The organism is Amycolatopsis sp. NPDC003676 (assembly GCF_053587275.1).
The window spans coordinates 1-24932 of the sequence record NZ_JBSFNS010000071.1 but is presented as its reverse complement, the minus strand read 5'-3'; the positions used below and the strand labels follow the sequence as shown (position 1 = coordinate 24932).

Genomic DNA, 24932 nt, shown 5'->3' with positions numbered 1-24932 from the left:
TTAGGCAGGCTTGCGCGCGCGGTGGATCGCGACGACGCCGAATGTGAGGTTCAGCCACTCGACCTCGGTCCATCCCGCACTCGCGATGATCTCCCCGAGCCCGCGCTGATCGGGCCAGGCAAGCATCGATTCGGCCAGGTAGGAGTAGGCCTCGGGGTTCGTCGAGGACCGGCTGCCGACCCAGGTGAGCAGCTTGAGGATGAACCGCCGGTAGATGAACCGGATGGGAGCGAAGGAAGGCGTTGAGACCTCGCAGATCACCAGCCGGCCGCCCGGTTTGACCACGCGGAGGATCTCCGCGAGCGCGCCCTTGGTGTCGACGAAGTTCCGCAGCGCGAGCGAGATCGTGACGGCGTCGAAGCTGTCGTCGGCGAACGGGAGGCACATCGCGTCCGCGGCGACCATCGGCACGTTCCGGTGCAGGCCGGCCTTGAGCATCCCGACGGAGAAGTCGGCGGCGAGGCACCAGGCGCCGCCGCGCGCGTACTCGACGGTGGACACCCCGGTGCCCGCCGCCAGGTCGAGCACCTTCTCGCCCGGTTTGGCGTCCAGCACGCGCGCCGTGGTGGTGCGCCAGCGCCGGTCGAACCCGAACGTCATGAACGAGTTCGCCCGGTCGTAACCGGACGCGACGCCGTCGAACATCGCGGCGACTTCGTGCGGATCCTTGTCCAGGCTCGCTCGGGGCATGGGTCCGAGATTAGTCCGTCCGTGCCGCGCGGTCGCGCGGGAGCAGGACGCTGGCGGCGATCAGCCAGGCGAGCCCGCCGAACCGGCCGACCGGGATCAGCGGATACAGCGCCGGAGTCAGCAGCGACAGCGAGGCAAGCACGGCCGCCGCGGCGACCACCAGCCCAGCGATCGACAGCCAGCGCGGCAAGAGGTTCAGGAACAAGGCGGGCACCGCGATCCCAGCGATCAGCAACGCCAGCGGCACCACGAACCCCGGCCCGCCGGACGCGAACGCGAGGCTGGTCAACGCCCTCGCCACTGCGGGTGTGTCACTGGCCTGCGCGGCGGTCCAGGTGATCAGCCCGCTCATCGCGAGCGCGGCCGCGGACAGCACGCCACCGGTGAGTCCGATCACCGCGCCCGGTGCCGCGACCCCGAGCCGCCGCTGTCGGCGATAGGCCGTCGCAGCCCACACCGCGAGCGGAACCGACGCGCCGAACACCGCGAACGCGAGTAACTGCACGACGCCCTGGTTGCCGCCGATATACGCCGCGACCTCCGCCGCGCTGGAATCCGGCCGCGTCCCCGCCGCCCCGAGGACCGCCGACGCGACGGTCAGTACCCCGAACGCCAGCGCCGGTGCCAATAGCGGCGGGCCGCCCTGCTGTCTGGTCATGGTCGTCATGGCAAACCTCCAGGTCAATTAGTTTCACCACTGTAACGATTACACTGGTGTAATGGATTGTCAAGCGATACGGTTCAGGGCATGCAAGGACCCCCGACGTTCGGCAGCGCCTTCCTGCTGGCCCAGCTGGGCGCACACGCGACCCAGCGCTTCGCCGAGCGCGTCGCGGACCTGGGCCTGACGCCGCCCCAGACCGGACTGCTCCGGGCGATCGCGCGCCGCCCCGGCGAGAGCCAGCAGGTGCTGGCCGCCGAACTGGGCACGCCACCCACCCGGCTGGTCGCACTGGTCGACGGCCTGGAGCAGCAGGGCCTGATCGAACGCCGTCGCAACCCGCAAGACCGTCGCCTTTACGCGGTTTTCCTCAGCGACAAAGGCCAAGAAACGATGGCCGCGCTGGCGAAAGCCGCTGCGGCGCATGAAGACGAGATGATGGCGGCACTGTCCACAGAGGAACGTTCAGTGCTGCGCGGACTGCTCGGCCGAGTCGCCGAGGACTGCGGACTCACCCCCGGCATCCACCCCGGCTACCGCGGCTAGTTGTCAGCCCAGCGCGGCGAGCATTCCGCGGACTGAGTTCGGCCACGCGAATTCCTCGGCTCGCGCTCTGGCGGCCGCGCGCCGAAGCTCCTCTGGACTGTCCAGCAACCCGGTCACCGCACTGGCAAAAGCGGGCGCGTAGTCATCCACCGCCGCCCCGCACCCGGGCCGCACGATCTCCCGCAGCGCCGAGGACGCCGAAACCACCACCGGCGTACCGGAAGCAAGCGCCTCCAAAGCCGCCAACCCGAACGTCTCGTGCGGCCCCGGAGCCAGCGAAACATCCGCACTGGCCAGCAACCGAGCCACATCGCCGCGTCCAGCCAAGAAGCCGAGGAACGTCACCGGCAAGCCCCTGGCCCGCCGTTCCAACGCCCGCCGCCGAGGCCCGTCCCCCGCGATCACCAACCGCACCCGTGCCCCGGACTCAGTCAGCTCAGCGACCGTATCCACGCTCCGCTCAACGTGTTTCTCCGGCGACAACCGACCACAATGGACAATCAACGCGTCAGCGCCACCGGCCAACGCCGTCCGCCATCCCGAATCCCGCATCGACGGCGCGAAGGTAGCCAGATCCACCCCCAACGGCACCCGCCGGACGTTAGGCGCGGCGATCCGTTCGAACTCCGCGTGGGCAAAGGCAGTAGTGCAAACCACCGTGTCATACGACGCCGCCATCCGCCGATTCGCGACATCCGCGACGTGCCGAGCCATCGCCCCCGGCAAGAGAAACTGCTCCAGCAACCGGTCCAGCCGCTCGTGCGAGATCACCATGCTGGGCACGCCATTCCGCCGAGCCCAGACGCCCATCCCCCGCAACGTCAGCCGGTCCGACACCTCCAGCCGATCCGGCTCCAGCCGCCGCAACACCGCCCGGACCCGCTGCGGGTCGACCGCGCGATAACCGCCGGTTCCGGGAATCTGCAAGGCGGGCAACGAATACCGGCACACCCCGGTCGGCAGGCTTTCCACCGCGTACCGCCGCCCCGGCACGACCAGCGTCACCCGATGCCCGCTGGCGACGTACCCCGCGCCGAGGTGATTCAGCGCGGTCCGCAACCCGCCGGACCGCGGTCCGTAGAAGTTCGCCAGCTGGACGATGTGCATGGCTCAAGCCGCACGCGCGACTCGGCCCTGGACCGCTTCGTAGTGCCCGACCAGCTCCCGGCACACCGCGGGCCACGTCCGGCCCAGCACCACTTTCCGCGCCTTCTCGCCGAGCCGCGCCCGCAATGCCGCGTCCCGCAGGTCGTCGACCTTGGACACCAGCGCCGGGCCGAACGACTCGCGATCAGCGGGCAGCAGATAGCCGGTCCGGCCAGGCAGCACGAGGTCTTTGGGGCCGCCCGCGTCCGGCGCGAGCACCGGCAGCCCGGACGCCATCGCCTCCTGCACCGCTTGGCAGAACGTCTCGTGCGGCCCGGTGTGGACGAAGACGTCGAGGCTCGCGTACGCGACCGACAGCTCGTCGCCGTATTTCGCACCAAGGAAAGCCGCGCCAGGCAACCGTTCCCGCAGCGCAGGCAGCTCCGGTCCGTCGCCGATCACGACCACGCGCACCCCCGGCATCCCGGCCAGCACGGTCAGCCGGTCGACCTCCTTCTCCGGAGCGAGCCGTCCGACGAAGCCGACCAGCAGCTCGCCGTTCGGCGCGAGTTCCGCGCGCAGCGCCGGGTCCGCGTGCACCGGGGAAAAGCGGCTGATGTCCACGCCGCGCGCCCAGCGGTGCACGCGCGGAACGCCGTGCAGCTTCAGCTGTTCGATCGAGTCCGACGACGGCGCGAGCGTCCGGTCGGCCCGTGAGTGCAGCCGGCGCACCCAGCGCCAGGCCGCCCGCGCGCCGATGCCGAAGCCGTACGACGTGGCGAACCCGGCGATGTCGGTCTGGTAAACCGCGATCGACGGCACCCGCAGCCGTCTGGCCGCGGCGAGCCCGCGCGCGCCGACGACGAACGGCGAGGCCAAGTGCACGACGTCCGGTCCGAAATCGGCCAGCGCGGTCAGCACGGTGCGCGTCGGCAGGCCGATCGGCAGCGAGTTCACGCCGGGGAAGTCCAGCGCCGGAATGCGGACGACCGGAGCGCCGCGGTAACTCGCCGGACCCGGCCCCGGCGCGACGACCAGCACGTCGTGCGCGGATTCGACCAGGTGCTCGACGACCCGCAGGACGGAATTCGTCACGCCGTTCACCTGGGGCAGGAAACTTTCGGTGACTATGGCGACTCGCACGGCGTCACTGTCGCAAAACCGCAGGCAGGGCGGGCCAATCCCGCGTAACCGACCGGCCAACGGTGGCGAAACACTCCGCAGCGTCCGCGCTTGGGCGCCGACCGTCGAAGAATTCGCCACGACATGTCATCTTCCGGTCGTGTCCCGGACACCAGGACCGCCCAGACTAAGCAGGCATGACCCTCTTGTCTTCCAGGCCGTCGCGGCCCGTCGAACCCGGGCTGCTCTCCCGAGCGCTCGAGGTCGCGGGGCGGCTGGCGAACGACGCCACCGACGTGATCACCGCGACCGCCGGCCGCGGCGCGCACCCGGCGACGCTGGATTCGCCGTTCGACTGGGTCACCGACACCGATCGGATCCTGGAACGGCACACCCGCCGCGTGCTGACCGCGGAGTTCCCCGGAATCCCGGTGGTAGGCCACGAATTCGGGGCCGACCACGGCGCGGACGTCGCGGAATACCGCTGGGTGGTCGATTCGGTGGACGGCACGGCGAACTACGTGGCCGGAGTGCCCTGGTGCGCGTACAGCCTCGCCCTGGTCGACGCGAGCGGCCCCGTGGTGGGCGTGGTCGCGGACCCGTACCGGGCGCAGATCTACGCCGCCGCCCGCGGCCGCGGTGCCCGGGCTAACGGGAAGCCGCTGAAGCTGGTGGACCGTTCGGGTACGGCCGGGGCGATTGTCTGCACCGAACTGGCGCGCAAGGGCCCGTGGCCGGGAATGGGCGAGTTCATCGAACGAGCGGCGGCCGCGCACGCGGGGGTGCGGGTGCTGGGGTCGGCCGCGCTGTCGATCGCGCAGGTCGCGCTGGGCCACGCGGCTGCGGCGGTTTTGCACAGCTACCACGAATGGGACGTCGCGGGGTCGGTCGCGATGGCGATCGAGGCGGGCGCGGTGGTGCTGGACAAGCACGGCGAGGACGCGGCGCTGCCTACGGACGGGTTGCTAGTCGCCGCCCCTGGGGTCGCCGACGAGGTGCTCGGCTGGTGGCAGGAAACCGTCGGGACCTGAGTGCCTGAAGTACGTGAGGGGAACCCTGAGGGAATCAGAGTCCGTGAGGGTGGCCCTCACGGACGTTGAGCCGAAGAATCAGACCTTCGCGGGGATCGGTTCCGGAGCGGCAGCGGACCGGTCCCGCTTGATCAGCCGACGCAGCCACCACAGCAGCGGGCCCGCGACCAGCCACGTGATCAGCACCGTCATCCCCACCGGCAGCAGCGTCAGCGTCGCCGTCCGGCCGGCGACGCGGGTCAGTTCCGGGTTGGTCGCGTCGTACTCGATCGCCACCAGCTGGCCGGCGGCGAGGCCCGACGGATACAGCACCCCGGTCGGCGGGCTGTGCACGATGCCGTCCGGCGTCTGGTACTGGATGATCGTCCGGTCGAACGCCACCGACTCGACCGTCGCGGTCGCGGTGCCCAGGTGCGATTCGATGGCGTTGTCGTTGCGGAACGCGGCGAAAACGAGACTCACGCACATCACGGTGAGCAGCACGGCTACGCCCAACACGGCGAACCACCCGATCCGCCGCGCCTGCACGCTCCTTGCTGCCACACCCAGAGTTTAGTCGGGTGCGCCGACCAGCTCGGCACTCGGCAGCCAATGCGCCCGGTAAAACACGTGCAGGCTGTACGTATTGACCAGCACCTGAGTTGTGCAATTCAGGTCCGAACACGCGTGGTGCGGAGTTTCCTCGCCCGGGGCAGAGCCCGGAGCGAGGAAGGCGAGGTCGAAAAAGTACTCCGCCGTGAATCGGAAGACTGCCGCGCTGCCGGTCAGGAACAGCGTGTCAGCGTGGATCCGGTCGTACAGCCGGTCCCGGGTCCGCCAGTGCGGCCGCTCCACCGGACGCCGATCAGCCGGGATTCGCACCGTGTGCGGCCGGGCCGGGCCAAGCGCCGCCCTCAGCCGAGGCCAGTGCGATGCCCGCAGCTGCGCGGTGTGCTGGCTCAGCACGAGATCCAGCGGACGACCGGTGTGCTCCGGCGCGGCGGGAGTCCGGCCAGCGCGCAACGGCAGGTGGATGACCGTATGCCGGGACCGCGCGGCCAGCAGCCACAACGCCCCGATCCGATACGCCGCGCGGCGGTCGACGCACATTTGCGGATACCGGTCGTTTTCGTACAACACCGCGGTATCCAGAGCGGGAGCAGGGCGCAGCACCCGCCACTCCCGGCCGTCGAGCCGGGCGTGGCGGAGCTGCGCCCGCACTTTCATGGCCACCGAATCCTCCTGCAGAGAGCGGAACTCTCCAGGATCCCGCGGCCAGGCAAGCGAATTTCAGTGCCGGTCGGCCTCGGCCAGCGCGCGGTGGTTCGCCTGGATCTGGTCCCACGCCTTCGGCTTCGCCGGAGCAGCGGCGAACGCCCGGGCCGCGACCGTCCCATTAGGACCGACGGCAGGCTTGCCCTTGGTGAACAGCCAGGTCTGGAACAGCTCCTGCAACGGCTTGCCCGACACCTTCTCCGCGAGCGCCACGAAGTCCGGGATCACCGCCGCCTTGCCCGCCTTCGCGACCTGCCACTGCTGCAGGATCGAGAAGAACGCGTCGTCGCCGACCGTCTTGCGCAGCGCCTGCACGGCCATCGCGCCCCGGTCGTACACGGCGCGGTCGAACTGCTTCGGCTCGCCCGGGTCGCCCGGCAGGACCTGCCAGAACGGGTCGTCAGCGGCGTAAGAGTCGTACGCGTACTGCGCGAGTTCCGCGGTCGTGCCCTCGCCCTGGTGCTCGGACCACAGGTACTCGGCGTAGGACGCGAAGCCCTCGTTCAGCCAGATGTCGCTCCACTTGCCCAGCGAAACGTTGTCGCCGAACCACTGGTGTGCGTTCTCGTGCGCGATCAGCGTGGTGTTGGAGCCGGCGGCGAAGTTACGCGCGCCGTACGTCGGCCGGGTCTGGTTTTCCAGCGAGAAGGTGATTCCGCTGGTCACGACGCCGCCCTCGGCCTCGAACGGGTAAGGCCCGAACTTCGACGCCAGGAACTCGTCGACCTCCGGCGTCCGCTCCACGCTCGCCTTGGCCGCGTCGAGCGAGTCGCCGAGATCCGCGCCGTAGGCGGTGATGAACGGCTTGCCGTCCGGCGTGGTGGACTGGACCACGTCGTACTTGCCGACGATGAACGACGTCAGGTAGGTCGCCTGCGGCTTGGTGCTGCGCCAGTTCCACCGCGTCCAGCCCGCGCGCTTCTTGGTCTTGCGCACGAGCGTGCCGTTCGTGATGGCGGAGAGGCCGTCGGGAGCCTCGATCGACACGTCGTAAGTCGCTTTGTCGGTCGGATGGTCGTTGGAGGGGAACCACCACTGCGCGCTCTGCGGCTCGTCGACGCCGAGCGCCCCGAAAGCGCCCTTCTTCCACGTGTTCAGTCCGCCGACCTTCTCCGTCGACGGGCTGTCGGAGTAGCTCACGACGACCGTCGCGGACTGGCCCTTCAGCAACGGCTGCGCCGGGGTGATCACCAGCTCGCCGTCGCCGTTTTGGTTCGCGAACTGCGCGGGCCGGTTGTTCACCAGCACGTTCGACGCCTTGAGCGCGAAGTCCAGGTCGAACCGCGAGAGGTCCTGCGTCGCGGTGAGCAGCAGCGTCGTGGTGCCCGACAGAACGTCGGTTTCCGGCTGGTAGCTCACGCGGATGTCGTAGTGCTGCACGTCGGTGCCGCCGTTGCCGGCGTTCGGGTAGTACGGGTCGCCGACGCCGGGCGCGCCCGGTGCCGGCACTGCCGAAGCGGTGCCCGCCAGCAGCACCGTCGCGACTCCAGCCGCAACCGCCCCGATCCCGGCCCGAGTTCTCGATCGCATTGTTCCTCCAAGGTGGCCAATGCGACCGAACGTATCCACGTGAGCACCTGGCAGGTACGTCCGAACGACGGGTTCTTACCCACTGGGAAGATCACCCGGATTCGGCGATCCACCACGCGATGGCGATCGGAATGCCGTACAGGATCGGGCCCGCGTACAGCCCCGGCCACGGCCCCCACCCGCGCCGCACGGCCAGCCCGGCCATCGCGAACGAGCCGCCGATCGCCGCGAACCAGCCGACCCACGGCAGCGAGGCGACCGCCTGCTGTCCGGCCGCGCTGCAGATCGCCCTGCTGTCCCCGGCGAAGCAGTTGTCGCTGGCCAGCACCAGAAACGACGAGAAATACGAGCACACCAGCCCTATCAGGGCCAGCGCCGCCACCGCCGCGCTGAACCAGGCCCACCGGCCTCGCGGGCGCAGGTCCGCCTCGTTCACGAAATCCCCCATTTTCACCGGCCCCCGCCGGTTAAACCGTCCCCACCGCTTCCGCGACCGCCGACTTCAGCCGCGCGTGGAGATTCCGGTGCTGCGCCCGGTCGATCCGGACCTCGACCACCCGCAGGCCCGGCGCCGGCTGCAACGCGGCACGGAATTCTTCGACCGTCTCGGCCACCACGTGCGGCACCCGGTAGCCCGCGCAGAGCGCACCCAAATCCGCGCCGTGCGGCGTGCCGAAGACCCGCTCGAAGCTCGCCGAGTGTTCCGGCGCACCCTGCTCCAGCAGCGAGAAAATGCCGCCGCCGTCGTCGTTCAGCACCACGATCGTCAGGTCCGGCAACTGCTCCGCGGGCCCGGTGAGCAGGCCGGACGCGTCGTGCAGGAACGTCAGGTCGCCGAGCAGCGCGTACGACGGCGCGCGGTGCACGGTGGCCGCGCCGATGGCCGTCGACACCGTGCCGTCGATCCCGGCGACGCCGCGGTTGCGGTGCACCAGGACGTCCGGACGCAGCCGCCCGGCCAGCGCGACATCGCGCGTCGGGTTCGAGGAGCCGACCACCAGCAACGCGCCCTCCGGCAGCGCGTCGACCAGCTCCGTCGCCACCCGCACGCCGCTCGGCCACGGCTCGGCGGCCAGCGCCGTCGAAACCGCCTGACTCGCTGCGGCGTCCGCGCGCTGCCAGCTCGCCAGCCACTCCGGGTCCGCGGGCTTCGTCGGTTCGGCGAACCACTGCCCGACCTGGCGGACGTTGTGCGCGGGCGCGGGCCAGTCCGAATCCGGCCGCACCAGCAGCACCTCGACCTCAGGGTCCGACAGCACCTTCTGCACCTGCCGGAACACCGTCGGACGGCCGAGGCACAGCACCTGCTCGGGACGGTGTCGCGAGATGAACTCCTCGACGCCCAGCAGCCAAGCACCGGACGACATCGCGGTCGCGCCGGACAGGCCCAGCCCGCCGGTCTCCGAAACCACCGGCCAGCCGTGCTGTTCGGCCCATTCGCTGGCCGCCTGCGCGCCGGTGTCGCACGCGATCACCAGGCCGTGCCGCGCCGAGGGCACCACGAACGAGGGCAGCGCGCCGAAGTCCGGCAGCTCGGTCCAGCGTTCGCCGTCCGGGCGGCCTTCGAGCGATTCGTACCACTCGCCGTCATCGTCGAGGTCCGGAACCAGCGGTTCGCGGAACGGGATGTTCAGGTGCACCGGTCCGCAGCGCCACTCGCCGTACGCGGCGTTCCACGCGCGGCAGATCTGGCTGCGCCAGTAGGAGTTCTGCCCGGCCCGGCGCTCGGCGACGGCCAGCTCGTCGAAGTAGCGGACCGCGTCGCCGTACAGCTCGTACTGGTTGATCACCTGGCTCGCGCCCGCGGAACGCAGCTCCGGCGGACGGTCGGCGGTGAGCACGATCAGCGGCACACCTGCCCGGTCGGCCTCCAGCACGGCCGGGTGGAAGTTCGCCGCCGCGGTGCCGGAGGTGCAGACCACCGCCGCCGGACGACCGGTGCGCGCCGCGATGCCGAGCGCGAGGAACGCCGCGCCGCGCTCGTCGATGCGGACGTGCAGCTTCAGCCGTCCCGAAGCGGCGGCGTCGTAGAGCGCGATGGACAGCGGCGCGTTGCGAGATCCTGGACACAACACCACGTGCGACACGGTGTTGCGGACGAGTTCGTCGACGATGACCCTGGCCTGCGCGGTGGAGGGGTTCACCGGCAGACCTCCGCTTGAGCGCCGTCCGGCCGGCCCTCTCCGGCAGCGGCGTCCGGCACAGCGATCATGTCCACAGGTCCTATTCTCCCAAACGTGGATGACGCCCGAGTTTCCGAGCTGTTCGACCCCGCCGCCTGGTCCGAGGTCGAAGGGTTCTCCTTCACCGACATCACCTACCACCGTTCGCGAGACGCCCGCTCCGGCAAACGGGTGGTCCGGATCGCTTTCGACCGTCCGGAGGTCCGCAACGCCTTCCGCCCGCACACCGTCGACGAGCTCTACCGGGCGCTCGACCACGCCCGGATGAGCTCGGACGTCGGGTGCGTCCTGCTCACCGGCAACGGCCCGTCGCCGAAGGACGGCGGCTGGGCGTTCTGCTCCGGCGGTGACCAGCGTATTCGCGGACGCTCCGGGTATCAGTACGCGAGCGGGGAGACCTCGGACACGGTCGACCCGGCGCGGGCGGGCCGGCTGCACATCCTCGAGGTGCAGCGGTTGATCCGTTTCATGCCGAAACCCGTGGTCGCCGTGGTGCCCGGCTGGGCCGCGGGCGGCGGGCATTCGCTGCACGTCGTGTGCGATCTCACCCTCGCCTCGGCCGAGCACGCGCGGTTCAAGCAGACCGACGCGGACGTCGGCTCGTTCGACGCCGGCTACGGCTCGGCGGGCCTCGCCCGGCAGGTCGGGCAGAAGTTCGCGCGGGAGATCTTCTTCCTCGGCCGCGACTACACCGCCGAGCAGATGCACCGGATGGGCGCGGTCAACGAGGTCGTTCCGCACGCCGAACTGGAGCGGGTCGCGCTCGAATGGGGCTGGACGATCATCGGCAAGTCGCCGACCGCGCAGCGGATGCTGAAGTACGCGTTCAACGCGATCGACGACGGGCTCGTCGGTCAGCAGCTGTTCGCCGGCGAAACCACCCGGCTGGCGTACATGCAGGACGAGGCCGTCGAAGGCCGCGACGCGTTCCTGGAGAAGCGCGACCCGGACTGGTCCGACTACCCGTACTACTACTGAGAAGGTCGTTCGCCGTGCACGTGGTGTGGCTCGACGGCAGCGCCGACGCGCTGACCGCCCTCGACGCGGCCCTGGCGGCAGCCCTCGACGGCGGTCCGGCGGTGCTGCCGCTGAACTCGGCGGATCCGTCGGCCCCCGCGCTGCTCGAAGCGATGGCCCCGGAGCAGCCAGTCGAGCCGGACACCGCCGTGGTGATCGCCACGTCCGGGTCCACCGGAGCGCCGAAGGGAGTGCTGCTGTCGCCGCGAGCGCTCACCGCGTCCGCGACGGCCACGCACGCCCGGCTCGGCGGCCCCGGGCACTGGCTGCTCGCTACGCCCGCGCACTACATCGGCGGCCTGCAGGTGCTGATCCGGGCACGGCTGGCGGGCACGAAACCGGCGTTCCTGACCGGCGTCGGCTTCCGCCCGGACGAGTTCGCCGCCGCGGCCGCGCCCGTGCTGGCGGAGAACGGGCCGCGCTACACCGCGCTTGTGCCGACCCAGCTCGTCCGGCTTCTCGATGACGGGGGCGCTGGCCTGGTCGCCGCGAAGGCGTTCGACGGGATCATCCTGGGCGCCGCAGCCACCTCGCCGAAGCTGCGCGCGCAAGCGGCCGAGGAAGGTGTGCGGATCGTTCCCTCGTACGGGATGAGCGAGACCGCCAGCGGCTGCGTCTACGACGGCATTCCGCTCGACGGCGTCCGCGTGGAACCCGACGCCGACGAGCGGCTGTGGATCTCCGGCCCGGTCCTGTCGCACGGCTACCGTCTCGCGCCGGAACTGACCGCGGAGTCGTTCCGGGACGGCTCTTTCCGTACCTCCGACCGCGGCCGCCTGCTGCCGGACGGCCGGGTCGAGGTGCTCGGGCGTGCGGACGACGTGATCAACACCGGCGGGGTCAAGGTGTCCGCCGCCGCGATCGAACGACTGCTCGGTGCCCAGCCCGGGGTACGGGACGCCTGCGTCGTCGGCATTCCTGATCCGCAGTGGGGCGAGGCAGTGGTCGCGATGGTGGTGGCTTCGGCAGACGAGGCCGCTTTGCGAGCCGCCGTGCGCGCTGAGTTGGGTGCCGCCGCGACACCGAAACGCATCGAGTTCACCGACGCGCTCCCCTTGCGCGGTCCGGGAAAGATCGACCGCCAGGCAGTGGTCGCCGCCCTCCGAACGCACTGAGCGGGTTCACCGAACGGGTGAAGATCGCATGGCGTTGAATGGACCCATGGCGACAGTCAGTGAGTGGATCGAAGGCGCGCGGCCGAGGACGCTGCCGAACGCGATCGCGCCGGTCGTGGCCGGGGTCGGGGCGACGATCGCGCTCGACGCGTTCTCCTGGTGGCGTTCGCTGCTCGCGCTGCTGGTCTCGCTGTCGCTGATCATCGGCGTGAACTTCGCCAACGACTACTCCGACGGCATCCGCGGCACCGACGAAAACCGCGTCGGCCCGCTGCGTCTCGTCGGCTCCGGCGCGGCGAACCCGAAGGCCGTGCTGCGCGCCGCCCTCACCGCCCTCGGCCTCGCCGGAGTGCTGGGCCTGACGCTCGTCGCGTTGAGCGGGTATTGGTGGCTGCTCGCGATGGGCGCGCTGTGCATTCTCGGCGCGTGGTTCTACACCGGCGGCAAAAAGCCTTACGGCTACTACGGTTTGGGCGAACTCGCGGTCTTCGTCTTCTTCGGCTTGGCCGGTGTCCTCGGCACGGTCTACGTGCAAGCTGGTCGCGTCAGCTGGGATGCGCTGGGCTGCGCCGTGGCCGTCGGCTCGTTCTCGATGGCCGTGCTGGTGGCGAACAACCTCCGCGACATCCCCACCGACATCGAGTCCGGCAAACACACCCTCGCGACCCGCATGGGCGACGGCGGCACGCGCAAGCTTTACCTGACCCTGGTGACGGTGCCGTACGCGCTCACTGTGCTGATGGGCTTCTGGCACCCGCTGCTGTTCATCACGTTCGTGACCGCGCCGCTGCTGCTGAAGCCGATCAAGGCCGTCGGCGGTGGCGGGAAGGGCCGGGAGCTGATCCCGGCCCTGCGCGACACCGGCATGGCGATGCTGGCGTGGGCGGTGCTGAGCGCGGTCGCGCTGGCGCTCTAGCGACCGCTTCGGTAGCGGCCCGGCGTGGTCCCGATGACGGCGGTGAACGCCGCGATGAAGCCGCTGGGATTGGCCCAGCCGCAGGCATAGGCGGTGCGGACGGTGTCGTGGCCGTCGGCGAGCAGCACCAGCGCGTGGTAGATGCGGAGCTGGGTGCGCCACTCGTAGAAGGTCATGCCGAGCTCGTCGTGGAAGAGCCGGCTGAGCGTGCGCGCGCTGGCTCCGATCGACTTCCCGAGCTCGGCCAGAGTGGCGTTGTCCGCCGGATTCTCGTGCAGCCGCTCGGCAATCGCCCGCAGCCGGTCGTCTCGGGGCGCGGGCAGTTGCAGTGGCGGGTCGGGTGCTTCGCGGAGTTCGTCGACGAGGACCCGGTGGAGGCGGGTGAGGGCGGAGCCGCGGTAGCCGGAGCCCTCGTAATTGCGGGGGCCGGTCAGCGCGAGCAAGACCTCGCGGGCCAGGCCGGAGGTCCGGAACACGGCTGGCCGGTCCGAAACGAGCCGGGCCAAGGACGGCGCGAGAAAGACGATCCGGATGTCAGTGTCGCCGTGAGCACGGTGGAAATGCGGGAACCCGGCGGGCGTCCAGGCGACTCGGTTGGCGGGCGCGAGCGACGTGCCGTACTCGGTCTGCACGACTAGAACGCCGCGGGCCGCGTAGACCAGATGTCCTCGCTCATGCGACTGCAGCTCGCTGGTTTCGCCGGACGGCCAGAGATGCCTGCCGCCGGAGGGCCACAGGTAGGAAGTGGTTTGGCGGGAAACGGGCATCAGTTGGCATTCTAGCGTTAACAAGCCACGCGGAGTTCTTGAAAGGCTTTCTCCCGAGAGATTCCGTTGCGGCTCAAGGGAGAAATGCATGTCGACGTTCGTTCTCGTCCCCGGCGCTTGGCACGGCGGCTGGGTCTTCGAGGAGGTGGTGCCGCTGCTGGAGCGCTCCGGACACACCGTGCACGCCCTGACCCTGACCGGTCTGCGGCCGGACGACGACGCCGCGACGGTCGCCGGAGCCAACCTCGATACCCACGCCGACGACGTACTGGCACTACTCGACCGAGCCAACATCACCGACGCAACACTCGTCGGCCACAGCTACGGCGGGTTGGTGATCGCCGCCGCGGCCGACCGGGCAGGCGGACGGGTCTCCCGGGTAGTGCATCTCGACGCTTATGTGCCTCGCGACGGCGAATCGTGCTGGTCCTCCACCACCGAGGCATACCGGCAGGCATTCGTGGCCGGCGCCGCGGACACCGGATACGCGGTCCGTCCGCCGGAACGCGACGGCCGAGATGCCCGCCGCCGTCCGCATCCGCTCGCCTCGCTACTCCAGACGATCCGGCTCACCGGGGAGTTCGCCAAGGTTCCCCGGCGCGAGTTCGTTTACTGCTCCGGCTGGGAGGGCACGCCCTTCACCGAACTCCGGAACCGGCTCGAAGCCGACCCGGACTGGCTCGTCCACGTCCTCCCCACCGCCCACAACGCGATGCGCGAAGACCCGGAAGGCGTCGCGAAACTGCTGAACGACTAGACCTTCGAACCCGGCCGGTGAGCAGGAACTCGCCGGTCCATCCCCTGCTCGCCGAGCCATTCGGCTGAAGCGGATCGGGGAGGTCGGGCGGTGACGGCAAGGGCCGGGAACTGATCCCGGCCCTGCGCGACACCGGCATGGCGATGCTGACCTGGGCGATGCCGACCCGGGCGATGCTGGCCTGGTGGGGCCGACCAGGACGGGACTGGCCTGGGCGATGCTGGGTTGGCGATGCCGACCCGGGCAATGCTGGGTTGGGCGATAACGACCCGGGCGGGGCTGACCAGGGCGGGACTGGTCCGGGCGATGCTGGCCTGGGCAGTGCCGACCCGGAGGACGCCGACCCGGGCGGGACTGGCCCGAGCGATGCTGGCGTTGGCGGTACTGAGCACGGTCGCTCTAGCGACCCGCGGCGATCGCCTGCCACTCCACGAACTCCGCCAACCCGTGCGAGCCGTATTCGCGGCCGACCCCGCTGGCCTTGAAACCGCCGAAGGGCGCGTTCCCATGCCGCGGCGCTCCGTTGACGTGGAACGTGCCCGTGCGCACCGCCCGCGCGATCTCGATGCCGTGCTCCGCGTCGGCGGTCCACACGCCGCCGCTGAGCCCGTAGTCGGAGTCGTTCGCGAGCCGGATCGCTTCCTCCTCGGTGTCGAACGGGATCACCACGAGCACCGGCCCGAAGATCTCCTCGCGCGCGATCCGCATGTCGTTCGCGACGTCGGCGAACACCGTCGGACGCACGTAAAACCCGTCCGCCAGCTCGGGATCCGCGAGCGGCTCGGCACCGCCCGCCGCGATCCGCGCGCCCTCCTCGACGCCCAGCCGCAGGTACGACAGCACTCGCTCGTACTGGTCTTCGCGCACGATCGGCCCGACGAACGTGTCTGGCTTCGCGGGGTCGCCGACCACGAGCCCGTCGGCCATTTCCGCGAGTGCGGCGACGACCTCGGCGTACCGCTCGCGCGCCGCGAAGATCCGAGTGTGGGCCACGCACATCTCGCCGTTGTTGGCGAACGTCGCGGTCCGGATCCCCTCAGCGACGGCCTTCGGGGCCGCGTCCGCGAGCACGATCGCCGCGGACTTGCCGCCGAGCTCCAGCCCGACCCGCTTGAGCTGCTGCCCGGCGAGCGACGCGATCCGCCGTCCGGCCGCCGTCGAGCCGGTGAACGAGATCTTGTCCACGCCGGGGTGCGTCACCAGGTGCTCGCTCACGTCGCGGTCGGCCGCGAACACGCTCACCACCCCCTCGGGGAAACCGGCCTGCTCGAAGATCTCCGCCAGCACCATCGCGTCGAGCGCGGTTTCCGGCGCGGCCTTGAGCAGCACGGGATTGCCCGCCAGCAGCGCCGGGATCAGCTTCACCAGCGCGGCCGAATGCGGCGAGTTCCACGGGATCACCGCCGCCACCACGCCGACCGGCGCGGCGCGCACGATCGTCCGGTTGCCCGCCTCGTCGGTCAGCGTCTCCTCCCAAGAGAACTCGCGCGGTCTCGAGCCACGCGGCCGTGCGCTCCGGGAGGTTGTGCTGCGTCCAGCCGGTGAACCAGCTCGGCGAGCCGTTCTCCGCGGTGATCAGCTCGGCGATCTCATCGGCGCGAGCGGCGTGCAGTTCGTTGAACCGCTCGACCAGCCGTAGCCGCTCGGCCAGCGGGGTTCTGCTCCACGGTTCGAGCGCCCGCCGCGCCGCCGCCACCGCACGGTCGACGTCCGCCGTCGAGGCTTTCGGCGCGGTGCCCACCAGCGCCCGGTCGTGCGGCGAACGGATCTCGAAGGTGTCGGTCGTGGCGGGTTCGGTCCACCGGCCGCCAAGGAAGAGCTGGTCGTAGGTGCGCATCGGGATCTCCTGTCCAAGTTAACGGAACACTGCTCTCTTGTTCTCGAAGCTAACAGCACACTGTCCTTTTATCAAGAGAGCAGTGTCCTGTTACACTTCGAGGCGTGTCCGAGTTCCAGCGCGCCCGCAGCCCTGAGCAGGTGGAAGCCCGCCGCGAAGCGATCCTCGATGTGGCCGAAGAGCTGATGACGGAGTCGTCCGTCGGCGAAATCAGCATGCGCGAACTGGCCCGGCGAGTGGGCTTGTCGGCGTCGAACGTCGCGCGCTACTTCCCCACCCGGGAGGCCGTCTACCTGGAAGTGCTCGACCGCGCTCGCGGCGCGTGGCTCGATTCGCTCACCCTGGAAGGCGACCTGTCGGAGGTCGCCGCGACCCTCGCCCGTTCACTCGCGACGCGACCGGTGCTGTGCGAACTGATCAGCGTGCTGGCGAACGTGCTGGAACGGAATGTCTCGACGGAGATCGCGCGGGATTACAAACTCCGGTCGGCGAAGCACAACGCCCGCACCGCCGACCTGCTGCACGCCGCGCTGCCAGGTCTTTCCGCGGAGACCGCGCAAGAACTGTCGTCCGCGATCTTCATGTTCACCGCGGGAATGTGGCCGCTGGCGCACCCGAACGAAGCCGTCCGGGAAGCCATCAAGGATCCGCGCCTGGCCGGCTCCCGCCTCGACTTCGAAGACCGTTTGCGCCGGTTGATCGTCGTGCTGACGCTGGGCTACCAGGAGGTCAGGCGTCGAATCGGCCAGTGAGCAGGAACTCGTCGAACCGCGCCCGATGCGGAGCAAGATCGATCCCCTGCTCGCCGAGCCATTCGTCGGAGTAGTACGTGTTCGCGTACCGCTCGCCGCCGTCGCACAGCAGCGTCACCACCGAACCCGCCTGACCGTCCGCCAGCATCCGCGAGATCAGCTGGAACGCGCCGTACAGGTTGGTCCCGGTCGAGCCGCCCGCCCAGTGGCCGGTGCGGTCGCGCAGCAACCGGATCGCCGCGAGGGAACCGGCGTCGGGCACCTGGAACATCTCGTCGATCACGCCGGGCACGAACGACGGTTCGCAGCGCGGCCGTCCGATGCCTTCGATCCGCGACGGCATGCCGGTCGCGTAGTCCGGCGCACCGGTTTCCCACGCGCCGTAGAACGACGAGTTTTCCGGGTCCACCACGCAGATCTTCGTGGTGTGCCGCTTGTACCGGACGTAGCGGCCGAACGTCGCGCTCGTCCCGCCGGTGCCCGCGCCGACGACGATCCACGACGGCACCGGATGGCGTTCGGCACGCATCTGCGCGAACACCGATTCGGCGATGTTGTTGTTGCCGCGCCAGTCCGTCGCGCGCTCGGCGTAGGTGAACTGGTCGAGGTAATGCCCGTTGCACTCGGCGGCCAGCCGCTCAGCCTCCGGGTACATCGCCGGGGCCGCGTCGACGTAATGGCATTCGCCGCCGTAGAACTCGATGAGCGCGATCTTTTCCTTGCTCGTCCGCCGCGGCACGACGGTCACGAACCGCAGGCCGAGCATCCGCGCGAAGTACGCCTCGGACACCGCGGTCGAGCCGCTGGACGCCTCGACCAGCACGGTGTCCGGGCCGATGTGCCCGTTGACCAGGCCATACAGGATCAGCGAGCGCGCGAGCCGGTGCTTGAGCGAGCCGGTCGGATGCACCGACTCGTCCTTCAGGTAAAGGTCGATGCCCCATTCCGGGGGCAGCGGGAAGACGTGCAGGTGCGTGTCGGCGCTGCGGTTGGCGTCGGCCTCGATGATCCGGACGGCTTCCCGGACCCAGGCGCGGCTGTGCGGCTTGCTCATGCCGCGGAATCGTCGGCCGAGGTCTCGCCGCGCAGCTGCGAACGCAGCTGGGCCCGAGCACGCGCGCGGGATTCGTTGCGCTTGGCCAGCCCTGCTGTCACGCGCTGGTTCAAGCCGCGCAAAAGCAGCAGGCCAAGCGGAAGGCCGACGACGAGCCCGATCAGCAAAGAGACCAGCAGCGGCACGCCGACCAGCGAAAGCACGACCGCGACCACCGCGACGAGCGCGAACCGCGCGATCAAGTACACCGTCAGGTCACGGGGAAGGTGGTCCGGTGTCTCGCTCACACCGAAACAGGCTACGCCCCGCTCGGCGAGTCTTCGTCCAGGCCCGCGTTGTTGGGGCGGCCCTCGAACCGGGTGGAGAGCACGACTGTCGTATTGGTGCGGCCGACGCCGGGGATGCGGCGCAGCCTGCCAAGGGTGAGCTCCAGCTCGTCGACGGTCGAAACCCGCACCTTTACTACGAAGGCCTCGTCGCCCGCGACCGCGTAACAGCTCTCCACCTCGGGCAATTCGCCGAGCGAGGTCGCGACGTCCTCGTCGGTGGCGGTGTCGGTGGGATGGATGCCGACCAGCGCGGTGACGCCGAGGCCGACCGTGTTCGGGTCGACCATCGCGTGGTACCCGGTGATCACGCCCGCCGCCTCGAGCTTTCCGACGCGTTCGTGCACCGACGACGCGGAGAGCCCCACCGTCCGGCCGAGGTCGGCGTAGGTAGCGCGGCCGTTGGCCCGCAGCTCGGCGATGATCTTCCGGTCCAGCTGATCCACCGGCCCATTATGCGGCGCGGGCCCGCGACCGGCTCATCCCGGTAGGTCCCGGATTGTCTCCTGCGTCACAGCAACCTCGACGGCCGACAGCGCCCGCACTCGACCTTTGCCTGGTCTTTACCCGGATCTCGCCGCAGCCGGTTGGAAAATGCCTGGTCAGCGGGGCGCGAACGGGCCCTGAGCGATCCTGAGAATCTGCTGAGTTATGTCCCTTTTGCACTTTAAGGGCTCTTTACCCAAGGACAACCGTTCGAGTACCCGACGGGTGAAGTGCCACGATTGCCGCGTTGGCCACCCGGGCGCGAAGGGCGAAATCGCCCGATGCCCCCGGTATAGCAAGTAGGGCGTTAAGGAGGCGGAAAATGACCGCAACCATGGGCGGACGGTTGCTCACCCCGGGTGAGGTGGCCGCTCTGTTCCGGGTGGACCCGAAGACCGTGACCCGCTGGGCCACCGCGGGCCGCATCGGCTCGATCCGGACGCCGGGCGGACACCGCCGGTTCCGCGAGTCCGAGGTGAACGACCTGCTGGCCGAACTCACCACGGACGCCAGCGAACCGACCCGCAAGATCTGATCCGCGGGTCACGCAGACGACGAAGGGTCGTGAGTGGCAAGGGGTGCCTCCCGCATCGCTTGCCGGTCACGACCCTTCGCCGCGTTCCGGGCCTGCCGCGCCCGCCGTCCCGTCCCCCCGTTCAGCCGAATTGCGGCTAATCTGGGGGGCCAGCACGACGGAAGGGACCCGGGCATGATTCCTTTGCTCGCAGCGGTGGGCGCAATTACCATCGCCGTTCTGTTGTGGCGGGCCCTTGGCGCACAGCGGATCAGCGTCCCGCAGCGCCGCCCGGCCGTCGCCCCTGACGACGATCCCGAATTCCTGCGCAAGCTGTCTGAACAGCAACGCAACCGCCCGACCGACGACAACGACTCCTGACGGCTGGCTCAGGAAGAGAATCCGTCGGCCACAGTCGCCGCCAGTTCCAGCAGCGCAAGCCGCGTATCCCCGCCGAGACGCTCCAACTCGATCTCCGCGCCCTCTTCCAGATGCGCATCGAACGGAATCCGGCACACCGACCGCACCTTCGCGCCGAAGTGCGCGGCCAGCTTGTCCAGATCGACCGAACTCCCCTTCGGCCGCACCGAGTTGATCACCACGACTGACCGTTTCACCAGGTCGCCGTAGCCGTGCGCCTCGAGCCAGTCCAGCGTCGCCGAAGCGCTGCGCGCCCCGTCGACCGAGCCCGACGACACGACCACCAGCGAATCCGCGACGTCGAGGACGCCCTTCATCGCCGAGTGCATCAAACCGGTGCCGCAGTCGGTGAGCACGATGTTGTAGAAGTGCTCCAGCAGGTTCACCGTACGCCGGTAGTCGTTCTCGGAGAACGCCTCCGACACCGCCGGATCCTGTTCGCTCGCCAGGATTTCCAAGCGGCTCGACCCCTGCGACGTGTACGACCGGACGTCGCTGTAGCGCGTGATCTTGTCCGCGTCCCGCAGCAGGTGCCGCACGGTCGCGGTGGTCTCGATGGCGATCTTCTGCGACAGCGTCCCGCGGTCCGGGTTCGCGTCCACCGCCACGACGCGGTCGCCGCGCAACGACGCGAAGGTCGCGCCGAGCGTGGTCGTCGTCGTGGTCTTGCCGACGCCGCCCTTGAGGCTCAGCATCGCGATCTTGTAGCACCCGCGCAGCGGCTGGTTGACCCGCGCGATCAGCTCGCGCCGGCGCGTGTCCGCGGGGCTCTCGCCCGGGTTGAGCAGCTTGCCGGTGCCCAAGTAGACCGCCTTGCGCCAGCCTGACTGCGGCGTCCGCTTCTGCTGCTTCACCAGGTGCGCGGTCGCCAGCTCGTCCGCGCCGGACGCAGGCTGCGGAAGTCCCTGAGCGGAGGGAACGGCACCCGGAGCGGGAACCGGCGTGCCAGCTTGAGCGACTGGCTGATACCCGCCCGGAGCGGCATACGGCTGCTGCTGTGCCGGAGGCTGCAGCGGCGGCAGATTCTGGTCGTAGTGCGGCTGGTACCCGCCCGGCTGCGGCAGCGGCGGATACGCGCCCTGCGGCGGCGGGTCGACGACCTGCGTCGGCTGCGCGTCGTACGGCCCGGTGCCGGGGTGCGGCGTCGAGTCGGTGCGTTCCTCGGAGAACATGGCAGCCGGTTCCTGGGCCTGCTCGGACTGCTGTTCCCCGGCAGTCTCTTCACTGGGTCCGGTCACCGTTGCCAACCTCCCGGGTACGTCGAAGGGCCCCTGGCGACGACGGTAGTCGCCCGAGGCCCGGTCCGGGCGGTGGACCCCCGGCTCAGCTCACTCCGGCGTAGGAATGCAGTCCGACGGTCACCAGGTTGACGAAGAACAGGTTGAAGATCGTCGCGGCGAACCCGACGATGTTGATCACCGCCGCGCGCGTTCCGCGCCAGCCCGCGGTGGCCCGGGAGTGCAGGTATGCCGCGTAGATGACCCACGCGATGAACGCGACGGTCTCCTTCGGGTCCCAGCCCCAGAACCGGCCCCACGCGGCCTCGGCCCACACCGCGCCGCACAGCACGCCGAAAGTGAAGATCGGGAACGCCACGATCGTGGCGCGGTAAGCGATCCGGTCGAGCACGTCGGCGGCGGGCAGCTTCGGGCCGAAACCGGCGAACTTGGCCGGGTTGCGGTCGTGCGCGGTGCGGAAGAGGTAGAGGACGCTCGCCACGCCCGGCACCAGGAACACGCCGGAGCCGATGATCGCGGCGGACACGTGGATCACGAGCCAGTACGACTGCAGCGCGGGCACGACCGGCGCGGCCACTGTGTACAGCATCGTGCCGTTGATGAACATCAGGATCACGACGGGCAGCAGCAGGAAGCCGGTGAGGTGGCGGACCGGGAACTTCTTGATCACCACGAGCCACGCGACGACGGTGATGAAGGTGACCGCCATGCCGTACTCGTACATGTTGCCCCACGGCGCGCGGTGCACCGCGAGTCCGCGCAGCACGATCGCCGACAGCTGCAGCAGCGCGCCCAGCACGAGCAGCGCCGCGCCCATCCGGCCGATCCGCTCGGCGCGGCCGACCGCGCGCGGGGCCTCGGGCTCGACCGGTGCGTCGCCGTCTTCGATGCCGGCGTCGTCGGCGTCGTTGGTGTCGGGCCCGCCAGCGCCGACCAGCACGCGCTTGCGGCTGCGCTCGGCGGCGAGCCGGCCCTTGGCCCCGAACGCCTGCTCGAAGAGCGTGAACAGCAGCGCCAGCACGTAAATCGCCACTGTCGTCGTGTACAGCAGGTCGCTGTACTGCGAGAGAGTCTCGTTGATTTCCATGCCTCAGCTGCCCTTCCGGCCCGTGACCAGCCGTTCGCTGATCCGCTGGAATTCCTCGCCGTATCCGGCTTGATCCGTGCGCGCGAGCCCCGCGACCTCGATCACGGTACTCGCGCTCTCGTCCTTGCCCGGCCGCACCCGCACCCACACGCGACGCCGCTTGACCAGCAGCGACGCACCGAGCCCGGCGAACATCACGATCGCGAAGCCGAGCACGAAGCCCTGCGTCGGATCGTGCGAGATCTGGAGGTTGACCCATTTGTTGACGCCGTCGAAACGCACCTTCGTGCCGTCGTCGAGCGTCACTTCCTGGCCGACCGCCAGGTTCTTGCGCGCGACCCGCTTGAGCCGGCCGTCCTGAACCCGGGACTGGTCGACCGAGAACACCGACTGGCCGCGGCCCGCGTCGAGACCGAGGTCGCCGCGCAGCACGTCGACCGCGACCATCGGGTTGTTCAGCTGCGGCGCGGTCGAGGTGAGCACGCCGCCGTGGATGAACGACGACGGGGCGAACAGGCCGGTGATCGCGAGCTGCTTGGTGCGCCGCTGGACCTCGTCGGTGACGCCGGGCTGGTCGAACTTCGTCGCGCCCTCGGACAGCATCGTCGCCGAGTTGGTGAACATCCACTGGGTGTTCTGGGTGCGCTTCTCGCCGTTCGGGAAGGTCACCGTGAACTGCGGCGAATAACCGTTGCCCAGCAGGTAAACCCGGTCGCCGACGGTCCGCAGCGGCTCGTTGACCTCGAGGTCGTACGGCTTCCACGTGCCGGTCTGCAGGTCTTCGCCGGACTGGTACTCGATGTGCGAGTGGTAGTAGTCGGCCTGGTTGGTGGCGGTGTAGCGAGCGGTGAAGTCGTTGACCTTCACGCAGAACGGGTTGAGGTCGGTGCCGTCGACGCGCAGCCCGGCCTCGAACGAGTCGTAGTTGTAGATGCCCGAGTTGCAGAACTGGCCGCCGTTGGCCTGCACGATGACCTGGCCCTCGTAGCTGTAGAGCTTGCCGAGGGCGAAGAAGATGATCAGGCCGAGCATGCCGAAGTGGAAGAGCAGGTTGCCGGTCTCGCGCAGGTAGCCGCGTTCGGCGGAAATGCTGAACCCGCCGCCGTCTTCCTCGCGCTCGACGCGCCGCCAGCCGGACAGCTGCTTGCGCACGTCCTCGCGGATCGTCTCCGGCGTGCGCGCGGTGCGGGCGATCCGGTGGTGCGGCATGCGCGCGAGATTGCGCGGCGTCAGCACCGGCTTGGCCCGCATCTGCTTGACGTACTCGAAGCTGCGCGGCGTGAGGCAGCCGATCAGCGAGATCATCAGCAGGATGTAGATCGCGGAGAACCAGACGCTGGAGTAGACGTCGTAGAACTCCAGCTTGTCGAGCAGCGAACCCCACCAGCCGTGCGCGCTGATGTACTCGTCGACCTTCGGCGCGTTCAGCCGCCGCTGCGGCAGCAGAGCGCCGGGAAGCGCGGCGAGCGCCAGCAGGAACAGCAGCACCAGCGCGGTGCGCATGGACGTCAGGCCGCGCCAGGTGTTGCGCAGGAAGGCCAGCGCCTGCTTGGCCGCGGACGGGCGGTACGGGTTCGGGTTCTTCGGGGGCGCTTCGGTAGTGGTCACAACGGCAGCTCGAGATCGGAGGCGACGGAGTTGCGGAGCCAGCCCATGACGTCTCCCCACAGCCCGGTGACCAGCAGGATGCCGACCACCATCAGCAAGACCCCGCCGAAGATCTGCACGCGGCGGCCGTTGCGGCGGAGCCAGTCGGTGGCGCGCACGGCCCAGCGGGCGCCGAGCGCGATCAGCAGGAACGGGACGCCCAGGCCGAGGCAGTAAACGAGCACCAGCACGTACCCGCGCACCGCGGCCCCGCCGGTCGCGCTCGCGAGGCTCGTGACGGCCGAGAGCGTCGGCCCGATGCACGGCGTCCAGCCGAGCCCGAAAACCGCGCCGAGCACCGGCGCGCCCCAGAGGCCGCCGCCGGGCACGCGGTGCGAGCGGACCTCGCGCTGCAGCCCCGGGATCCAGCCGATGAAGACCAGGCTCATGAGGATGGTGAGGATTCCGCCGATGCGCTGCAGCAGATCCTCGTTGACCAGCAAGGTGTTCGCGAGCCAGACCAGCGTGCCCATGGTCGCGACGAACACCACGGTGAACCCGAGCACGAACAGGCCCGCCGCGCCGAGAACGGCGTAGCGGCCCTTCTTGCGCTCCTCGCCGTCGCGCACCGCCGGGGCGTCCGCGCCGACGAGAGCCGCGAGGTAGGCGAGGTACCCGGGCACGAGCGGCACCACGCACGGCGACGCGAACGAGATGGCCCCGGCCAGCAGCGCAACACCCGCGGCGAGCAGCAGCGGCCCGGAGAGCGCCAGCTCGGACACGGAGTTCACGCACTTGAGAGTAGGCAGTGAGCTGGACGTGAGGCGGGCGGGGCCCGCTCACAGGACCTACGCCACAGCCGCTCCGGGACCTTGGTCCTGCGGTCCTGTGCCGCCCCAATGTGGCATTGGGTGCGTCAGACGCACCGAACGCCACATTGGGTGCGCCACATGCAC

At 69.8% G+C, this 24932-nt stretch carries 27 protein-coding genes and 1 pseudogene; 9 read left to right on the top strand and 19 right to left on the bottom strand.

Features of this window, described 5'->3' with window-relative positions; all coding sequences use genetic code 11:
- Together ACWDNU_RS31020 and ACWDNU_RS31015 are read right to left on the bottom strand one after the other, a co-directional pair.
- Positions 1 to 690, bottom strand: a complete 690-nt coding sequence (locus tag ACWDNU_RS31020) for a demethylmenaquinone methyltransferase (protein WP_344288263.1) — start codon at positions 688 to 690, stop codon at positions 1 to 3.
- Positions 691 to 700: 10 nt separating this feature from the next.
- A complete protein-coding gene (locus ACWDNU_RS31015; protein ID WP_370932294.1) occupies positions 701 to 1348 on the bottom strand; it encodes a DUF4386 domain-containing protein in 648 nt (215 codons plus the stop codon).
- Between the two features lie 90 nt (positions 1349 to 1438).
- Here ACWDNU_RS31015 and ACWDNU_RS31010 point away from each other — a divergent pair, with 90 nt between their 5' ends.
- Entirely contained in the window at positions 1439 to 1897 is a 459-nt protein-coding gene (locus ACWDNU_RS31010) for a MarR family winged helix-turn-helix transcriptional regulator (protein ID WP_370932295.1), read from the top strand.
- Between the two features lie 3 nt (positions 1898 to 1900).
- Here the strand turns inward: ACWDNU_RS31010 and ACWDNU_RS31005 are convergent, their stop codons facing one another.
- Positions 1901 to 3004: a glycosyltransferase gene (locus tag ACWDNU_RS31005; RefSeq protein ID WP_370932296.1), complete on the bottom strand. Its 1104-nt coding sequence runs from the start codon at positions 3002 to 3004 to the stop codon at positions 1901 to 1903.
- Positions 3005 to 3007: 3 nt separating this feature from the next.
- Positions 3008 to 4078: a glycosyltransferase family 4 protein gene (locus ACWDNU_RS31000; protein WP_370932297.1), complete on the bottom strand. Its 1071-nt coding sequence runs from the start codon at positions 4076 to 4078 to the stop codon at positions 3008 to 3010.
- Positions 4079 to 4302: 224 nt separating this feature from the next.
- On the opposite strand from ACWDNU_RS31000, the gene ACWDNU_RS30995 reads away from it, so the two are divergent.
- On the top strand, positions 4303 to 5136 hold the full coding sequence (locus ACWDNU_RS30995) for an inositol monophosphatase family protein (RefSeq protein ID WP_354750209.1): 834 nt from the start codon (positions 4303 to 4305) through the stop codon (positions 5134 to 5136).
- Between the two features lie 78 nt (positions 5137 to 5214).
- On the opposite strand, the gene ACWDNU_RS30990 is transcribed toward ACWDNU_RS30995, so the two are convergent.
- From ACWDNU_RS30990 to menD, 5 genes are all read right to left on the bottom strand, one after another.
- Positions 5215 to 5604 (bottom strand): DUF3592 domain-containing protein, encoded by a 390-nt coding sequence (locus tag ACWDNU_RS30990; protein WP_449671500.1) that lies wholly within the window; start codon positions 5602 to 5604, stop codon positions 5215 to 5217.
- 84 nt (positions 5605 to 5688) lie between these two features.
- On the bottom strand, positions 5689 to 6348 hold the full coding sequence (locus ACWDNU_RS30985; RefSeq protein WP_449671496.1) for a hypothetical protein: 660 nt from the start codon (positions 6346 to 6348) through the stop codon (positions 5689 to 5691).
- 57 nt (positions 6349 to 6405) lie between these two features.
- Entirely contained in the window at positions 6406 to 7920 is a 1515-nt protein-coding gene (locus ACWDNU_RS30980) for a M1 family metallopeptidase (RefSeq protein WP_370932300.1), read from the bottom strand.
- A gap of 91 nt (positions 7921 to 8011) precedes the next feature.
- Positions 8012 to 8356 (bottom strand): hypothetical protein, encoded by a 345-nt coding sequence (locus ACWDNU_RS30975; RefSeq protein ID WP_370932301.1) that lies wholly within the window; start codon positions 8354 to 8356, stop codon positions 8012 to 8014.
- Between the two features lie 31 nt (positions 8357 to 8387).
- On the bottom strand, positions 8388 to 10064 hold the full coding sequence (gene menD, locus ACWDNU_RS30970) for a 2-succinyl-5-enolpyruvyl-6-hydroxy-3-cyclohexene-1-carboxylic-acid synthase (RefSeq protein ID WP_449671495.1): 1677 nt from the start codon (positions 10062 to 10064) through the stop codon (positions 8388 to 8390).
- Positions 10065 to 10157: 93 nt separating this feature from the next.
- Between menD and ACWDNU_RS30965 the strand changes: the two genes are divergently transcribed.
- The 3 genes from ACWDNU_RS30965 to ACWDNU_RS30955 are packed head-to-tail and all read left to right on the top strand — an operon-like array spanning position 10158 to position 13151.
- On the top strand, positions 10158 to 11081 hold the full coding sequence (locus ACWDNU_RS30965) for a 1,4-dihydroxy-2-naphthoyl-CoA synthase (protein WP_037818864.1): 924 nt from the start codon (positions 10158 to 10160) through the stop codon (positions 11079 to 11081).
- 14 nt (positions 11082 to 11095) lie between these two features.
- Complete coding sequence (menE, locus tag ACWDNU_RS30960) at positions 11096 to 12235, top strand: o-succinylbenzoate--CoA ligase (RefSeq protein WP_449671494.1); 1140 nt, start codon at positions 11096 to 11098, stop codon at positions 12233 to 12235.
- 46 nt (positions 12236 to 12281) lie between these two features.
- Positions 12282 to 13151 (top strand): 1,4-dihydroxy-2-naphthoate polyprenyltransferase, encoded by an 870-nt coding sequence (locus tag ACWDNU_RS30955; protein WP_449671493.1) that lies wholly within the window; start codon positions 12282 to 12284, stop codon positions 13149 to 13151.
- Here the strand turns inward: ACWDNU_RS30955 and ACWDNU_RS30950 are convergent.
- Positions 13148 to 13918 (bottom strand): AraC family transcriptional regulator, encoded by a 771-nt coding sequence (locus ACWDNU_RS30950; RefSeq protein ID WP_449671492.1) that lies wholly within the window; start codon positions 13916 to 13918, stop codon positions 13148 to 13150. The genes ACWDNU_RS30955 and ACWDNU_RS30950 overlap by 4 nt on opposite strands.
- Before the next feature lie 88 nt (positions 13919 to 14006).
- On the opposite strand from ACWDNU_RS30950, the gene ACWDNU_RS30945 reads away from it, so the two are divergent.
- Positions 14007 to 14675, top strand: coding sequence for an alpha/beta fold hydrolase (locus ACWDNU_RS30945; RefSeq protein ID WP_449671491.1), 669 nt, complete (start codon positions 14007 to 14009; stop codon positions 14673 to 14675).
- A 399-nt stretch (positions 14676 to 15074) separates the two neighbouring features.
- Here ACWDNU_RS30945 and ACWDNU_RS30940 read toward each other — a convergent pair whose 3' ends face one another.
- Both ACWDNU_RS30940 and ACWDNU_RS30935 read right to left on the bottom strand, forming a co-directional pair.
- A complete protein-coding gene (locus tag ACWDNU_RS30940; protein WP_449671490.1) occupies positions 15075 to 16109 on the bottom strand; it encodes an aldehyde dehydrogenase family protein in 1035 nt (344 codons plus the stop codon).
- A 169-nt stretch (positions 16110 to 16278) separates the two neighbouring features.
- Positions 16279 to 16512: pseudogene (locus ACWDNU_RS30935) on the bottom strand (aldehyde dehydrogenase family protein); the annotation flags it as partial.
- 104 nt (positions 16513 to 16616) lie between these two features.
- Here ACWDNU_RS30935 and ACWDNU_RS30930 point away from each other — a divergent pair.
- Positions 16617 to 17264 (top strand): TetR family transcriptional regulator, encoded by a 648-nt coding sequence (locus ACWDNU_RS30930; protein WP_449671489.1) that lies wholly within the window; start codon positions 16617 to 16619, stop codon positions 17262 to 17264.
- On the opposite strand, the gene ACWDNU_RS30925 is transcribed toward ACWDNU_RS30930, so the two are convergent.
- From ACWDNU_RS30925 to ACWDNU_RS30915, 3 genes are read right to left on the bottom strand one after another with little or no spacing between them, the layout of a single operon-like run.
- Positions 17242 to 18318, bottom strand: a complete 1077-nt coding sequence (locus tag ACWDNU_RS30925; protein WP_354746215.1) for an L-cysteine desulfhydrase Cds1 — start codon at positions 18316 to 18318, stop codon at positions 17242 to 17244. The genes ACWDNU_RS30930 and ACWDNU_RS30925 overlap by 23 nt on opposite strands.
- Complete coding sequence (locus ACWDNU_RS30920) at positions 18315 to 18605, bottom strand: DUF4229 domain-containing protein (RefSeq protein WP_037818858.1); 291 nt, start codon at positions 18603 to 18605, stop codon at positions 18315 to 18317. The genes ACWDNU_RS30925 and ACWDNU_RS30920 overlap by 4 nt, the downstream gene beginning before the upstream one ends.
- Positions 18606 to 18616: 11 nt before the next feature.
- Positions 18617 to 19090, bottom strand: a complete 474-nt coding sequence (locus tag ACWDNU_RS30915) for an Lrp/AsnC family transcriptional regulator (protein WP_162834336.1) — start codon at positions 19088 to 19090, stop codon at positions 18617 to 18619.
- Positions 19091 to 19452: 362 nt separating this feature from the next.
- On the opposite strand from ACWDNU_RS30915, the gene ACWDNU_RS30910 reads away from it, so the two are divergent.
- The gene (locus tag ACWDNU_RS30910; protein WP_009072010.1) at positions 19453 to 19665 is read left to right on the top strand and encodes a BldC family transcriptional regulator; all 213 of its coding nucleotides are present in this window, start codon (positions 19453 to 19455) and stop codon (positions 19663 to 19665) included.
- A gap of 174 nt (positions 19666 to 19839) precedes the next feature.
- A complete protein-coding gene (locus ACWDNU_RS30905; RefSeq protein WP_370932309.1) occupies positions 19840 to 20025 on the top strand; it encodes a hypothetical protein in 186 nt (61 codons plus the stop codon).
- 8 nt (positions 20026 to 20033) lie between these two features.
- Here the strand turns inward: ACWDNU_RS30905 and ACWDNU_RS30900 are convergent, their stop codons facing one another.
- From ACWDNU_RS30900 to ACWDNU_RS30885, 4 genes are all read right to left on the bottom strand, one after another.
- The gene (locus ACWDNU_RS30900; protein ID WP_449671488.1) at positions 20034 to 21302 is read right to left on the bottom strand and encodes a MinD/ParA family ATP-binding protein; all 1269 of its coding nucleotides are present in this window, start codon (positions 21300 to 21302) and stop codon (positions 20034 to 20036) included.
- A gap of 85 nt (positions 21303 to 21387) precedes the next feature.
- Positions 21388 to 22389 (bottom strand): c-type cytochrome biogenesis protein CcsB, encoded by a 1002-nt coding sequence (gene ccsB / locus ACWDNU_RS30895; RefSeq protein ID WP_449671487.1) that lies wholly within the window; start codon positions 22387 to 22389, stop codon positions 21388 to 21390.
- 3 nt (positions 22390 to 22392) lie between these two features.
- Positions 22393 to 23997 (bottom strand): cytochrome c biogenesis protein ResB, encoded by a 1605-nt coding sequence (resB, locus tag ACWDNU_RS30890; RefSeq protein WP_370932312.1) that lies wholly within the window; start codon positions 23995 to 23997, stop codon positions 22393 to 22395.
- Positions 23994 to 24767: a cytochrome c biogenesis CcdA family protein gene (locus ACWDNU_RS30885; RefSeq protein WP_344288218.1), complete on the bottom strand. Its 774-nt coding sequence runs from the start codon at positions 24765 to 24767 to the stop codon at positions 23994 to 23996. The genes resB and ACWDNU_RS30885 overlap by 4 nt, the downstream gene beginning before the upstream one ends.
- Positions 24768 to 24932 lie beyond the last annotated feature (165 nt).